This window comes from Brucella ciceri, assembly GCF_041930145.1.
In the GTDB taxonomy this organism is placed as follows: Bacteria; Pseudomonadota; Alphaproteobacteria; order Rhizobiales; family Rhizobiaceae; genus Brucella; species Brucella intermedia.
Genome location: NZ_JBHEEV010000006.1, coordinates 370706 through 383297, shown reverse-complemented (window position 1 = coordinate 383297; position 12592 = coordinate 370706). Strand labels below are relative to the sequence as shown.

Here is a 12592-nt window from a genome sequence, read left to right as displayed (position 1 = left end):
TCCGAACATCTTAATGAAAACTTTAACAATCAAAGATGAATAAGCCCTGAACTCATATGGTTAAGGGTAAGTTAATGGTAAGGATGTTGAAGCTTTTCCACAGCCCCCGAATTGTCGCCACAATTGAAAAAGGCCGGTTCGATCCGGCCTTCTCCATGAAAACAATTGTTCGCCTTAGCGCGTCGGAACCGGATGCTCGCCGCGATAATCGTAAAAGCCACGGCCTGCCTTGCGTCCGAGCCAACCAGCTTCGACATATTTGACCAGAAGCGGACATGGCCGGTACTTGGAATCCGCCAGCCCGTCGTGCAGAACCTGCATGATGGAGAGACAGGTGTCGAGGCCGATGAAATCGGCGAGTTGCAGCGGTCCCATCGGATGGTTGGCGCCAAGCTTCATGGCCGTATCGATGGCTTCGACGCTGCCCACACCTTCATAAAGCGTGTAGATGGCCTCGTTGATCATCGGCAACAGGATACGGTTGACGATAAAGGCCGGGAAGTCTTCGGCAACGGTTATCGTCTTGCCAAGCGCCGTCACGAAATCGTTCGACTTGCGGAAAGTTTCCTCATCCGTTGCAATGCCGCGCACCAGTTCGACAAGCTTCATCACCGGAACGGGATTCATGAAGTGAATGCCGATGAAACGCTCCGGGCGATCGGTTGTGGATGCAAGGCGCGTGATCGAGATCGACGACGTGTTGGTGGCAAGGATCGCTTCAGGATTCAGAACCGAACAAAGCTGCGCGAAGATCTTGCGCTTGACGGTTTCGTCTTCCGTTGCCGCCTCGATGGCCAGATCGACGCCCGCCAGATCCTCCATGGAATTTGCCGGACGGATGAGCTTCATCGCGGCTGCGCGCTGATCTTCCAGCAATTTGCCCGATGCGACCTGGCGCGCCATGTTGCCATTGATGGTGGCGATGCCCTTTTCCAGCCGGTCCGCTGCCGCATCGTGAAGAAGCACATCGAACCCGGCCAGCGCGCATACGTGAGCAATGCCGCTGCCCATCTGTCCTGCGCCGACCACCCCTACCGTCTTGATTGCCACGATCATAACTCCTTCATTCAGCCGCTCCACAACAGAGCCGAGGCCGAGAGCATATGCTCTAACTTTTGTTCTTACGCATAATCCGACGCAAAACCGCTTCGCACTTTTGCTGGAAATGCTCTGTATCTATGCATTATCCAACGCAAAACCGCTTCGCACTTTTGCTGGAAATGCTCTGTCTCTACGCATTGTCCAACGCAAAACCGCTTCGCACTTTTGCTGGAAATGCTTCAGTATACCAATTCTGCCTGAGACAGATACAGCCCTCATTCAGCGAAAGCAAAATCAGCGCTTCCTTGCCCACCCCCCCCAAACAGAAAGCGGCGGGACTGGCCCGCCGCTTTCTGGTCGATTAAAGCGCTTTCTGCAGTTCCGGCAGGACGGTAAAGAGATCACCGACGAGGCCATAATCGGCGACCTGGAAGATCGGCGCTTCCTCATCCTTGTTGATGGCGACGATGACGCGTGAGTCCTTCATGCCCGCCAGGTGCTGGATCGCGCCGGAGATACCGACCGCGATGTAAAGGTCCGGTGCAACCACCTTGCCCGTCTGGCCAACCTGCCAGTCGTTCGGCGCATAGCCGGCATCAACGGCTGCGCGGCTGGCGCCGACTGCGGCGCCAAGCTTGTCGGCAACCGGCAGGATCACTTCCTGGAACTTTTCGGCAGAACCAAGCGCACGACCGCCCGAGATGATGATCTTCGCCGAGGTCAGTTCCGGACGATCCGATTCCGAAAGTGCATTGCCGACGAAGCTCGACAGCGCCGGGTCGGCAGCCGCATTGACGCTTTCAACCGCAGCCGAACCGCCTTGGCCCGTTGCCGAAAAGGAAGCCGTGCGCACCGTGATGACCTTCTTCGCGTCGGTCGACTGCACTGTCTGGATCGCATTGCCCGCATAGATCGGACGCTTGAACGTATCAGCCGATACGACTTCCATGATTTCGGAAAGCTGCATCACATCGAGAAGTGCTGCCACGCGCGGCAGGATGTTCTTGGCCGAAGTCGTCGCAGGTGCAATGATCGTGTCGTAATTGGCAGCCAGTTCCACGATGAGCGCTGCCGTCGGCTCGGCCAGACGGTTTTCCAGCGCATCGCTTTCAGCAAGCAGAACCTTGCGCACGCCATTGAGCTTGGCTGCCGCATCGGCTGCAGGTTTTGCACCCTTGCCAGCAACCAGCACATCCACGTCGCCGCCAATCTGGGCGGCAGCCGTCAGCGCCTTGGCCGTCTGGTCGGAAAGGGTTGCATTGTCGTGTTCGGCAATAAGAAGAATAGCCATTTGTCTCGTCCCTTCCGATTTCTTAGATGATGCCGTCGGCTTTCAGCTTCTCAACCAGCTCTGCGACAGAGCCGACCTTGACGCCAGCCTTGCGGCCGCCCGGCTCTTCCGTCTTCAGAACCTTCAGACGCGGCGCGATATCGGCGCCGAAATCGGCAGGCGACTTCTCGTCAAGCGGCTTCTTCTTGGCCTTCATGATGTTGGGCAGCGACGCATAGCGCGGCTGGTTCAAGCGAAGATCGACCGTGACGATCGCCGGAAGCTTCACATCGATGGTCTGGAGACCGCCATCCACTTCACGCGTTACCTTGGCCGAACCATCGCCCAGCTCCACCTTCGAGGCAAAGGTTGCCTGGCTCCAGCTCAAGAGCGCCGACAGCATCTGGCCGGTCTGGTTGGAATCGTCGTCGATGGCCTGCTTGCCGAGGAAGACCAAGTCCGGCTTTTCCGCTTCGACCACGCCCTTCAAGACCTTGGCAACGCCAAGCGGCTCGACCGTCTCGTCGGTCTTGACCAGGATCGCGCGATCCGCACCCATGGCAAGTGCCGTGCGCAGCGTTTCCTGCGCCTGTGCCGGGCCAACCGAAACCGCGACGATCTCCGTCACCTTGCCCGCTTCCTTCAGACGGATCGCCTCTTCAACCGCGATCTCGTCAAAAGGGTTCATCGACATCTTCACGTTCGAAAGCTCAACCCCCGAACCGTCTCCCTTTACACGGATCTTCACGTTGTAATCGACAACCCGTTTCACTGCGACAAGGACTTTCATCCGCGATTACCTCTTCAATGACTTCTGCAGCACGACTATGCCGCCGTGAACTCCCACCCGCATGTCAAAATCCGACATGAAAGCGGCACCGGCGCAAAACTGGGTAGTGACGCAAATGCGCTGCCTCTCCGCCGGGAACCGGCACGAAACCTAAAGACGGTTGACGTGCACGTCAATCAGGCACAGGCCGCTATATCGATTAAAATCAATTTATTCTGACAACAGGTCATTCCGAATCCGAGCAACCCGACGCCTCCCCTTTTTCGTGTCGTTTACAAGCGATGCAGCATGCTTTAGGTAACGCCTCGCAATCCGGTCGCAGCCTACCCGGTCAAAACAAGGAACCCTGACTTATGAAAACGCTCGTCGTCTGCTCCGGCGGACTCGATTCTGTTTCGCTTGCTTATAGAATAGCAGCCGAACATCAACTCACAGCCATCCTCTCCTTCGACTATGGCCAACGCCACAGGAAGGAACTGGATTCGGCCAAAGCCTGTGCCGAAAGGCTCGGCGTTCCCCATCAGATCATCGACATACGGACTATCGGCGCGAGCCTTACCGGCTCCGCCCTCACCGACGATGTCGATGTTCCCGACGGGCATTACGCTGAAGAAACGATGAAGATTACCGTCGTGCCGAACCGCAATGCAATCATGCTGGCGATTGCCTTTGGGGTGGCCGCTGCACAAAAGGCCGACGCTGTGGCGCTCGCCGTCCATGGCGGTGATCATTTCATTTATCCCGATTGCCGCCCCGATTTTATTGATGCTTTCCAGACCATGCAGGACCATGCACTGGACGGCTATGCCGACATAAAACTGCTCGCGCCTTATGTGCACGTTTCCAAAGCCGACATCGTTATCGATGGCGCAAAATATGGCACGCCCTTTGCCGCAACGTGGTCCTGCTACAAGGGTGGCGAACATCATTGTGGACGCTGTGGCACCTGTGTCGAGCGACGGGAAGCCTTTCATCTCGCCGGTATCGAAGACCCGACCTTCTATGTGGATGCCGATTTCTGGCGTGCGGCAATCGAGAAGCGGAGCGTCTGATGTTTCGCATTACCAAGGAATTTCATTTCTCCGCATCGCATCAGCTGACCGGCCTGCCGGAAGACCATCAATGCGCCCGCCTGCACGGGCACAACTATATCGTTGAGGTCGAACTCTCGGCTTCCGATCTCAACGAGCACGGCTTTGTTCGCGACTATCATGAGCTGGCGCCGTTCAAGCGCTATATCGATGATTGTTTTGACCATCGCCATCTGAACGACGTTCTGGGCCATGATCAGAGCACGGCTGAAACCCTCGCCCGGCACTTTTTTGAGTGGTGCCATGCGCGCTGGCCGGAAATATCCGCCGTGCGGGTCAGCGAAACGCCCAAGACATGGGCCGAGTACCGACCGTGACGCGGATACGGATCGCGGAAATTTTCGGTCCCACGATACAGGGCGAAGGCGTGCTCATCGGCCAGCCGACGGTATTCGTGCGAACCGGCGGCTGCGATTATCGCTGCGCATGGTGCGACAGCCTGCATGCCGTCGAGAGCCGTTTTCGTCATGAATGGAAGCCAATGAGTGTCGAGGCGATTTGGGATGAAGTGACGGCACTTTCCCGAAATAAGCCCCTGACAGTGTCACTTTCGGGGGGCAATCCGGCCATCCAGCCACTGGGACCGTTGATCGAACATGGCAGGAAAGACGGCTATCGCTTTGCGCTGGAAACGCAAGGGTCAGTTGCACAGGGCTGGTTTTCAGCGCTCGACACGCTGGTATTGAGCCCAAAGCCGCCCTCAAGCGCCATGGACACCGATTTCGATGCGCTGGCCGCATGTATCGAGGCTGCGGGCAATACGCCGCGAACGGTGCTGAAATTCGTGATCTTTGATGACGCCGATTACGCCTTTGCCAAAGAAGTGGCTAATCGGCATGCTCACCTTCCAGTCTATCTCCAGCCGGGTAATCACACTCCGCCACCGCCCGAAGCGAATGACGCTGCAATAGACATCGACGGCATCATGCGGCGGATGGAATGGCTGGTGGAAAAGATGATTGCGGATGGCTGGTACGAAGCGCACGTCCTGCCCCAGCTCCACGTGCTGATCTGGGGCAACAAACGAGGGGTTTAGACTAGCGGTTCGCGCCCGGCACCCAGAGAACATCCTGCGCGCCATTATCATTGACGGTTCGCGACGCCACGAACAGGAAATCGGAAACGCGGTTGATATATTGCAAAGCCTCCGCCGAGACGACTTCACCTTCGACACGGGCAAGCGCAACCATCAGCCGCTCGGCCCGGCGAGAGATCGTGCGGGCAAGGTGCAATGCGGCAGATGCAGCCGACCCACCGGGGAGAATGAATGAGCGGAGCGGCTGCAGATCGGAATTGAGGAGATCAATGTCGGCTTCCAGACGCGCGACCTGCGAAGCGACGATGCGCAGCGGTTCGTAGGCGAGCGGTTTCCCGTCATCCGGCGTCGACAGATCAGCGCCAAGGTCGAAAAGATCGTTCTGGATGCGTGCCAGCATGGCATCAATCTGTGCATGAGGATTGTTTTCACCGCCTGTATGGAGGCGTGCCATACCGATGCAGGCATTGGCTTCATCCACAGTGCCATAGGCTTCGACGCGCAGGTCCGACTTCAGCCGGCGCGGCCCGCTGGCCAGTCCTGTCGTGCCCTTGTCGCCTGTACGGGTATAGATCTTGTTGAGCTTGACCATGCCTTATTGACCGTTTTTCACACGGGCGTAATAGATCGCCCCGACGATCAGGACTATGGCAATGAACTGCAGGAAAACCCGCAGCTGCATCATCTTGTTGGAAAAATTGGCGTCGCCGCCGCGCATCATGTTGCGCAGGCCGATGATCAGAACGACAGCCACCGCAAACATGGCCACCATTGCCGCGCCCTTGAACAGAACGTCCATTTCATTTCCTTCCCATGCGCACTGTTCCTGACCTCATGACTGGTCGGACAGCATTCGGTAAAGCCAGCGTGCAGGCATCAGGCGCCGCGCCAGTGAACCAAGTTTCGCCGGTCTCGTCACCACGTAATGCGGGCGGGGACGCGGCGCCTCCAATGCATGAAGCAGTACAGCATAGACGGCTTCCGGTCCAAGCTTGTTCTTGGATTTTGTGCCGCCACTTTTCAATTTCGCCATCTGGCGCTGGTAAAGCTCGCGATGAACAGACGCTTCCATGTCGATATTGGCTTCCGCATGGCTGGCGGCATTGTAGGTAAAGCGCGACGCAATCGGACCGGGCTCGATCAGCGACACATCGATACCGGAACCTTCCAGTTCCATGCGTTGCGCAAGCATCAGCCCTTCAAGCGCAAATTTGGACGCCACATAAGCGCCGCGCCATTTCATGGGCACCAGTCCCAGAATCGATGAGCAATGAACGATGCGCCCGTGCCCTTGCCGGCGCATGATGGGAATCACGCGGCGGGTCAAATCATGCCAGCCGAAGAAATTGGCTTCGAATTGCTGGCGCAAGGCTTCGACCGGCAAGTCCTCTATCGCGCCGGGCTGTGCATAAGCGCCATTGTTGAACAGCGCATCAAGCGTGCCGTCAGTCTGGCGCAGCACCTCGTCGACCAGATTCGCGATCGACTGCGGCTGCGTATAATCGAGATAGTGCGCCTCAATGCCCTTTGCCCGGAGCGCATCGATATCCGCATCCTTGCGGGCGGTCGCAAAGACGCGCCAGCCTTGGCTCTTCAGCGCTTCCGCGCAATAAGCGCCGATCCCGGAGGAGCAACCGGTAATGATGATGCTGCGCTGTCGGTTCTGACCGGATCGTGCCGGAGCCATATGTTCGTTTCCCGCTGCCGTTTTGCCAAGATTGCTTGATTCGTGCCCGGTTTAAAACGGGGCCTGCCCTTGCAATCCGCGGACCGATGCTAGATTTAAGGCCTTGAAACACCGGCTGAACGCGTTTCAGACGCCAATCGCGACTTTGGGGACAAATCTGCGGATGCGAAAAATCAGACGTTTTCTCCGTCAGATCACCTGGGACGTCATTGGTCATTTCAGTTCGGACGACGGTTGGGCTTTCGCCAGCCACATTGCGCTTTCCGGCCTGATGGCGCTGTTTCCGTTCCTCATCTTCGCCACGACGCTCGCGAGCTTTCTCGGCACCAAGGAATTTGCCGATACGGCGGTGCATGTCATCTTCGACATGTGGCCGTCGAACATCGCCGCTCCCATCGCCAACGAAGTGATGAACGTGCTGACCGTCCAGCGCAGCGGGCTTCTGACCCTTAGCGTCATCGCAGCCGCCTATTTTGCCTCCAACGGCGTAGAGGCGCTGCGCATCGCACTTAACCGCGCCTATCGGGTGACAGACCAGCGTTCGATCATTTTCTGCCGCCTGCAAAGTCTCGGCTTCGTTCTGGTCGGCACGCTGAGCCTGATGGCCATCAGCTTCCTGCTGGTTCTGGCCCCGCTTGCCGTGCGTATTGCCGAACAATGGTTTCCTGACATAGCGCCGTTCACAGGCACCATCGCCTTCTGGCGCTATACGGTAGCGGTGGCGGTTCTGGTTCTGGCGCTGTTCATGGTACACATCTGGCTTCCCGCCGGGCGACGCAGCCTCGGCGACATCCTGCCGGGCATACTGGTCACGCTCATCGCCTGGCTTGCCGCTGCGATGGCCTTTGCCAAATATCTGGAAACCTTTGCCAATTACGTGACGACCTATGCCGGTCTGGCCTCGATCATGGTGGCGATCGTCTTCCTCTACATGCTGTCGGCCATTTTCATCATCGGCGCGGAAATAAACGCCGCCATCATGATTTTCCGCAAGCGAGAGCAACAGCCCGAGCTTAACTCATAAAAATCAGCGCATGATCCGGTCCGAAAACCAGTTCCCACTTTTCGGCATCATGTCCGGCGTAACGTCGTCAGCGCAACGCCGAGCGTCGTCACCACCATGCCCGCAATCTGGATCGCCGACAGCGTTTCGCCGAAAATCAGATAGGCCATGATCGCGGCCGTGCCGGGGACGAGATAGAACAGCGAAGCAACTTTCGACATTGCGCCTTCGCGTATCATGACCAGAAGTGCCAGAATCGCCCCGATGGAAATGGCAAGCGTCAGCCAGACCAGCGCAAAGATCAGCGATGGCGACCAGATCATGATGCGCGTCTCGAAGGCAAACGCACACACAGCGGTGAGAATGGCCGCAGCGATATACTGAACGGCTGTCCCGGCCTTGAGGTCGCCCGCCGTGCCGAAACGTTTCTGCCAGACCGTGCCGGTGCTGATCGCCAGCACGGCCACGAAAGCCGCCGCAAGGCTTTTGGGATCGACGCCGCTGCCCGCCGAAAATTTCGGCCATACCACCATTGCCACGCCGATGAAGCCGATGAGAAGCCCGGCCCATTGCCGCCCGCTCGCCCGTTCGCCCAAAAGAATGGCGGCGATCAGCGTGGTCAACATCGGCTGAAGACCTGCCACGAGACCCGACATTCCCGCAGGCAGACCGTGGTGAACGGCCCAGAACAAGGCGGAGAGATAAACGCCGTGGATGAGACATCCGGCAATCGCCGCATGGAGAAGAACATCTCCCTTGGGCCAGATGCTCCGGCTTGCCAGCGCCCAGAGCGTCATGATGAGGGCTGCAATGGAAAAACGCACCGCCATGAAGGTGAACGGTTCGGCATAAGGCATGGAAAGCCCCGCGCCAATGAAACCGGTGGCCCAAAGCAGGACGAACATGATGGGGAAGAAACGGGCGGCCATGGCGGAACTCTCACTTTTGCGGCCCGCCTTATACCGTTTTTCGCCGATCCCCTATCGCATAAAACTGATCGCAGCGTTGAATTTGCCAAACAGCCGCTCCCATTTTATGAAGCAGCATGAACACGCAACCCGAAACGATCCACATTTTTGTCGATGCAGACGCCTGCCCGGTGAAGGCTGAAATCTATCGTGTGGCGGAACGGCACAATCTGCCGGTCATGCTGGTGGCCAACAGTTTCATTGCCATCCCGCGCGATGCGGAGCGCGTGGAACGCGTCATCGTATCGGACAAGCTGGACGCTGCCGACGACTGGATCGCCGAAAATTCCCGTCCGGGCGCCATCGTGATTACCGCCGACATTCCTCTGGCCAGCCGCTCGCTCGAAAAAGGTGCCTCGGTAATTGCACCGAACGGGCGCGTTCACACCCAGAGCACCATCGGCAACACGCTGGCGACGCGCAATCTGATGGACAGCTTGCGTTCCGCAGGCGAAATCACCGGCGGCCCTGTCCCCTTTTCACCGAAAGATCGCTCTGCATTTCTCTCGGCGCTGGATCTTGCCATCGTTCGGCTGAAACGAGCCGGTTTTGTCTCAGGCTGACCGCATCGAGGCAGTGGCGACACCCGCGCCGATCAGCAAAGTTCCGCCCGCCCGATTGAAGATGCGCAGCGCCCGTTCGCTCGAAAAGAAGCCGCGCGCGCGGGTTGCCAGAAGCGCATAAGAAAAGGCATTGAGGAAAGCGAGCACGAGGAACGTGCTTTCGAAAACCAGCATCTGGGTCAGGAAATCCCGATGCGGGCTCAGGAACTGCGGAAGAAAAGCCACAAAAAAGGTAATGCTCTTCGGGTTGAGCGCCGTCACCAGCCATGCATGAACCAGCATCCGCACCGGATGCACCTTGTCATGCCGGGCGTTTGCATGAAGGGCGCCGCCAGCCCGGAACAGCTTTATGCCGAGCCAGATCAGATAGGCCGCACCCGCCCATTTGACTGCGGTGAACACGGTTGCCGATGCCGCGAGCAGCGCACCCACGCCAAGCATGGAAAGCGTCATCGCTGTAAAATCGCCAAGCGCGACACCGACCGCCATCGGAAAAGCCGCCTTCCACCCCTGTCCCAGAGCGTAGGATACGACGAGCAATACGGTCGGTCCCGGTATTACCAGAAGCACGATGGATGCGGCGGAAAATGCGAGCCAGACTTCAAAGCTCATGGACGGTCTCCTTCCCTCACAGGAAAGAAAGCCACCGCATTTCGCTTTTGTCGAGACTAAAGATTTTTGGCCGCTTCGATGAGTTTTTTGGCTTCCGGGCTGTCCCACGGCGCAGGTCCGTTCATGGATGCTATCTGACAGCCATCCTTGTCTACGAGCAGGGTTATGGGAAGGCCAAAAGCCAGGTTCTTGCGCTTCAATTCGTTGAAGCTCGACATGGAAGCATCCCGGTGCAAGGTCAGGTTGTTGATGCCGATTTCATTGAGAAACCCCTTGGGCTTGTCGTCGGAGCCGGTATCGATGTTGATGGCGACAACGTCGAAATCGCTGCCGCCTTTCTCGCCTTGCAACTTGTCGAGAGCGGGCATTTCCTCACGGCAGGGAGCGCACCACGTCGCCCAAAGATTGACCAGCAGCGTCTTGCCCTCGAAGTCCCCGAGCGTCATCTGTTTGCCGTCCGGGCCGGTAAAGGCGATATGCGAGACGGAAATCGGCTTTTCGGCAGCGCGCATGGCTGCCACACCGCCGGTCGCAGCTGCATCCAGCGCCTTCAGCGCATCAGCTTTAAGAGCGCACTGCGCCGATGCTTCGTCGCTTTCGGCCGCAACATTCGCTGAAACATTCTGGTCAACGACATTGCCAGAAGGCCGCTCCATCACGTATACCGCCACGATACCGGCAATGACACCGGCAAGGGCGGCAAGAAGGACGATCTTGCGATTTCCCGATTTCGTCTGCTGTTCGGAATTCGCCTTTTCGTTGTCTTCTGCCATGTCGCGTTACTTCTTTCCAATATTCCGCCAAATCGTCACTCGGGGCATATGAGCATGAGCGAACAAAAATCAAGCAACCAGATGTGGGGCGGCCGTTTTGCCTCAGGCCCGGATGCGATCATGGAAGAGATCAATGCATCGATCGGCTTCGACCGCAAGCTCTATGCGCAGGATATTCAGGGCTCGCTTGCCCATGCAGCCATGCTGGCAAAGACAGGCATTATTGCGGCGGAGGACCATCGCCAGATCGAAGATGGCCTGAAAACCATTCTCAAGGAAATCGAGGAAGGCAAGTTCACATTCTCGCGCAAGCTCGAAGACATTCACATGAATATCGAAGCGCGGCTTGCCGAACTGATCGGCCCTTCCGCCGGACGTCTCCACACCGCCCGCTCGCGCAACGATCAGGTGGCCGTCGATTTCCGCCTCTGGGTCAAGCGGGAACTGGAAAAGACCGCCGCCGCGCTCAAGAACCTGATCGAAGCATTCCTGGAGCGCGCCGAAGAACACGCCGCAACCGTGATGCCGGGTTTCACCCATCTCCAGACCGCGCAGCCCGTCACCTTCGGTCATCACTGCATGGCCTATGTGGAAATGTTCGGCCGCGACCTGTCGCGTGTGCGCGATGCAATCGAGCGCATGGACGAATCGCCTTTGGGTGCGGCAGCCCTTGCGGGAACAGGCTTCCCGATCGACCGTCATATGACCGCCAAGGCGCTCGGCTTTCGTGAGCCGACCCGCAATTCGCTCGACAGTGTTTCCGACCGTGACTACGCGCTGGAATTCCTGTCGCTTGCCGCGATCTGCGCCGGCCATCTGTCGCGGCTCGCCGAAGAGATCGTCATCTGGTCCACACCGCAGTTCAATTTCGTGCGGCTTTCGGACGCCTTTTCGACCGGCTCGTCCATCATGCCGCAGAAGAAGAACCCGGATGCCGCCGAACTGGTTCGCGCCAAGACGGGCCGCATCAACGGATCGCTGGTTGCACTTCTGACCATCATGAAGGGGCTGCCGCTCGCCTATTCCAAGGACATGCAGGAAGACAAGGAACAGGTCTTCGACGCCGCCGAAAATCTGGAACTCGCCATTGCAGCCATGGCCGGTATGGTGCGGGACCTGTCAATCAATGTGGCCTCGATGAAGAAGGCGGCAGGTTCCGGCTATTCCACTGCGACCGATCTCGCCGACTGGCTGGTGCGCGAACTGGGACTTCCCTTCCGCGAGGCCCATCACGTGACCGGACGCGCCGTCGCTCTGGCTGAAAGCCGCAAGGTCGATCTGTCGAAGCTGTCGCTGGAGGAACTGCAATCGATCCATCCGGGTATCACCGATGCCGTTTTCGGCTACCTGACAGTCGAAAAGTCGGTAAAGAGCCGCCAGTCCTTCGGCGGCACGGCCCCGCAGGAAGTGCGCCGCCAGATTCGTTACTGGAAGAAGCGCATTACCAAGGCCTGACAGTCGATCAACATGACGTCATGTGGAATCATCCAGTCAACGGATGATTCCACTCTTGGAAATTTTGCGTTACAGCTAGCGCCAACAGATTTTATTTCGGGAACCAAAGCTGATGACAGGCCGCTCCGCCATTTCTTCCGTGCTTCTGATCGCCGCGCTTAGCGCCACGCTTGCCGCTTGCGGCCGCAAGGGCCCGCTTGAGCCGCCGCCATCTGCCGTCGTGACCGACGAACAGGGTCACACCAAGCCGAAACCGAAGGAAGACAAGCCAATCATCCTCGACAAGCTGTTGTAAGTTTCCGC

16 protein-coding genes are annotated in these 12592 nt (G+C 58.0%); 7 read left to right on the top strand and 9 right to left on the bottom strand.

Annotated features, from left to right (window positions below):
- Positions 1–174: 174 nt before the first annotated feature.
- The 3 genes from JNC63_RS14875 to JNC63_RS14865 all read right to left on the bottom strand — a co-directional run bounded on the left by JNC63_RS14875 (position 175) and on the right by JNC63_RS14865 (position 3101).
- Complete coding sequence (locus JNC63_RS14875) at positions 175–1050, bottom strand: 3-hydroxybutyryl-CoA dehydrogenase (protein ID WP_025092165.1); 876 nt, start codon at positions 1048–1050, stop codon at positions 175–177.
- Between the two features lie 352 nt (positions 1051–1402).
- Positions 1403–2332, bottom strand: coding sequence for an electron transfer flavoprotein subunit alpha/FixB family protein (locus JNC63_RS14870; RefSeq protein ID WP_063881771.1), 930 nt, complete (start codon positions 2330–2332; stop codon positions 1403–1405).
- Positions 2333–2354: 22 nt separating this feature from the next.
- Positions 2355–3101: an electron transfer flavoprotein subunit beta/FixA family protein gene (locus tag JNC63_RS14865; protein WP_063881773.1), complete on the bottom strand. Its 747-nt coding sequence runs from the start codon at positions 3099–3101 to the stop codon at positions 2355–2357.
- A gap of 353 nt (positions 3102–3454) precedes the next feature.
- Here JNC63_RS14865 and queC point away from each other — a divergent pair, with 353 nt between their 5' ends.
- From queC to queE, 3 genes are read left to right on the top strand one after another with little or no spacing between them, the layout of a single operon-like run.
- Positions 3455–4153 carry a 7-cyano-7-deazaguanine synthase QueC gene (queC, locus tag JNC63_RS14860; protein ID WP_063619712.1) on the top strand — a complete coding sequence of 233 codons (699 nt, stop codon included), beginning with the start codon at positions 3455–3457 and terminating at the stop codon, positions 4151–4153.
- Positions 4153–4509 (top strand): 6-carboxytetrahydropterin synthase QueD, encoded by a 357-nt coding sequence (gene queD / locus JNC63_RS14855; RefSeq protein ID WP_006467910.1) that lies wholly within the window; start codon positions 4153–4155, stop codon positions 4507–4509. Before queC ends, queD begins: the two co-directional genes overlap by 1 nt.
- A complete protein-coding gene (queE, locus tag JNC63_RS14850) occupies positions 4488–5228 on the top strand; it encodes a 7-carboxy-7-deazaguanine synthase QueE (protein WP_063619714.1) in 741 nt (246 codons plus the stop codon). Before queD ends, queE begins: the two co-directional genes overlap by 22 nt.
- Before the next feature lies 1 nt (position 5229).
- Here the strand turns inward: queE and JNC63_RS14845 are convergent, their stop codons facing one another.
- The 3 genes from JNC63_RS14845 to JNC63_RS14835 are packed head-to-tail and all read right to left on the bottom strand — an operon-like array spanning position 5230 to position 6915.
- Positions 5230–5820 (bottom strand): cob(I)yrinic acid a,c-diamide adenosyltransferase, encoded by a 591-nt coding sequence (locus JNC63_RS14845; protein ID WP_063619716.1) that lies wholly within the window; start codon positions 5818–5820, stop codon positions 5230–5232.
- A 3-nt stretch (positions 5821–5823) separates the two neighbouring features.
- Positions 5824–6027: a twin transmembrane helix small protein gene (locus JNC63_RS14840; RefSeq protein ID WP_006467913.1), complete on the bottom strand. Its 204-nt coding sequence runs from the start codon at positions 6025–6027 to the stop codon at positions 5824–5826.
- 33 nt (positions 6028–6060) lie between these two features.
- On the bottom strand, positions 6061–6915 hold the full coding sequence (locus JNC63_RS14835) for an SDR family oxidoreductase (protein ID WP_063619718.1): 855 nt from the start codon (positions 6913–6915) through the stop codon (positions 6061–6063).
- Positions 6916–7078: 163 nt separating this feature from the next.
- On the opposite strand from JNC63_RS14835, the gene JNC63_RS14830 reads away from it, so the two are divergent.
- Positions 7079–7939, top strand: a complete 861-nt coding sequence (locus JNC63_RS14830; protein WP_006470933.1) for a YihY/virulence factor BrkB family protein — start codon at positions 7079–7081, stop codon at positions 7937–7939.
- 47 nt (positions 7940–7986) lie between these two features.
- Here JNC63_RS14830 and JNC63_RS14825 read toward each other — a convergent pair whose 3' ends face one another.
- On the bottom strand, positions 7987–8847 hold the full coding sequence (locus JNC63_RS14825; RefSeq protein ID WP_063619720.1) for a DMT family transporter: 861 nt from the start codon (positions 8845–8847) through the stop codon (positions 7987–7989).
- 116 nt (positions 8848–8963) lie between these two features.
- Between JNC63_RS14825 and JNC63_RS14820 the strand changes: the two genes are divergently transcribed.
- On the top strand, positions 8964–9449 hold the full coding sequence (locus JNC63_RS14820) for a YaiI/YqxD family protein (protein ID WP_063619722.1): 486 nt from the start codon (positions 8964–8966) through the stop codon (positions 9447–9449).
- Here the strand turns inward: JNC63_RS14820 and JNC63_RS14815 are convergent.
- Both JNC63_RS14815 and tlpA read right to left on the bottom strand, forming a co-directional pair.
- On the bottom strand, positions 9441–10061 hold the full coding sequence (locus tag JNC63_RS14815; RefSeq protein ID WP_063619724.1) for a LysE family translocator: 621 nt from the start codon (positions 10059–10061) through the stop codon (positions 9441–9443). The genes JNC63_RS14820 and JNC63_RS14815 overlap by 9 nt on opposite strands.
- Positions 10062–10117: 56 nt before the next feature.
- Positions 10118–10834, bottom strand: coding sequence for a thiol:disulfide interchange protein TlpA (tlpA, locus tag JNC63_RS14810; RefSeq protein WP_063619725.1), 717 nt, complete (start codon positions 10832–10834; stop codon positions 10118–10120).
- Between the two features lie 54 nt (positions 10835–10888).
- Here tlpA and argH point away from each other — a divergent pair, with 54 nt between their 5' ends.
- Both argH and lptM read left to right on the top strand, forming a co-directional pair.
- Complete coding sequence (gene argH, locus JNC63_RS14805) at positions 10889–12289, top strand: argininosuccinate lyase (protein WP_063619727.1); 1401 nt, start codon at positions 10889–10891, stop codon at positions 12287–12289.
- A gap of 112 nt (positions 12290–12401) precedes the next feature.
- Positions 12402–12584 carry an LPS translocon maturation chaperone LptM gene (gene lptM / locus JNC63_RS14800; RefSeq protein WP_021587436.1) on the top strand — a complete coding sequence of 61 codons (183 nt, stop codon included), beginning with the start codon at positions 12402–12404 and terminating at the stop codon, positions 12582–12584.
- Positions 12585–12592: the final 8 nt, after the last annotated feature.

Coding starts and splice junctions, on each gene's coding strand:
- JNC63_RS14820 (WP_063619722.1), top strand. CDS start 8,964: ATGAACACGCAACCCGAAACGATCCACATTTTTGTCGATGCAGACGCC.
- lptM (WP_021587436.1), top strand. CDS start 12,402: ATGACAGGCCGCTCCGCCATTTCTTCCGTGCTTCTGATCGCCGCGCTT.
- JNC63_RS14840 (WP_006467913.1), bottom strand. CDS start 6,027: ATGGACGTTCTGTTCAAGGGCGCGGCAATGGTGGCCATGTTTGCGGTG.
- JNC63_RS14815 (WP_063619724.1), bottom strand. CDS start 10,061: ATGAGCTTTGAAGTCTGGCTCGCATTTTCCGCCGCATCCATCGTGCTT.
- queD (WP_006467910.1), top strand. CDS start 4,153: ATGTTTCGCATTACCAAGGAATTTCATTTCTCCGCATCGCATCAGCTG.
- JNC63_RS14830 (WP_006470933.1), top strand. CDS start 7,079: ATGCGAAAAATCAGACGTTTTCTCCGTCAGATCACCTGGGACGTCATT.
- JNC63_RS14845 (WP_063619716.1), bottom strand. CDS start 5,820: ATGGTCAAGCTCAACAAGATCTATACCCGTACAGGCGACAAGGGCACG.
- JNC63_RS14825 (WP_063619720.1), bottom strand. CDS start 8,847: ATGGCCGCCCGTTTCTTCCCCATCATGTTCGTCCTGCTTTGGGCCACC.
- tlpA (WP_063619725.1), bottom strand. CDS start 10,834: ATGGCAGAAGACAACGAAAAGGCGAATTCCGAACAGCAGACGAAATCG.
- queC (WP_063619712.1), top strand. CDS start 3,455: ATGAAAACGCTCGTCGTCTGCTCCGGCGGACTCGATTCTGTTTCGCTT.
- JNC63_RS14835 (WP_063619718.1), bottom strand. CDS start 6,915: ATGGCTCCGGCACGATCCGGTCAGAACCGACAGCGCAGCATCATCATT.
- JNC63_RS14870 (WP_063881771.1), bottom strand. CDS start 2,332: ATGGCTATTCTTCTTATTGCCGAACACGACAATGCAACCCTTTCCGAC.
- JNC63_RS14865 (WP_063881773.1), bottom strand. CDS start 3,101: ATGAAAGTCCTTGTCGCAGTGAAACGGGTTGTCGATTACAACGTGAAG.
- argH (WP_063619727.1), top strand. CDS start 10,889: ATGAGCGAACAAAAATCAAGCAACCAGATGTGGGGCGGCCGTTTTGCC.
- queE (WP_063619714.1), top strand. CDS start 4,488: ATGGGCCGAGTACCGACCGTGACGCGGATACGGATCGCGGAAATTTTC.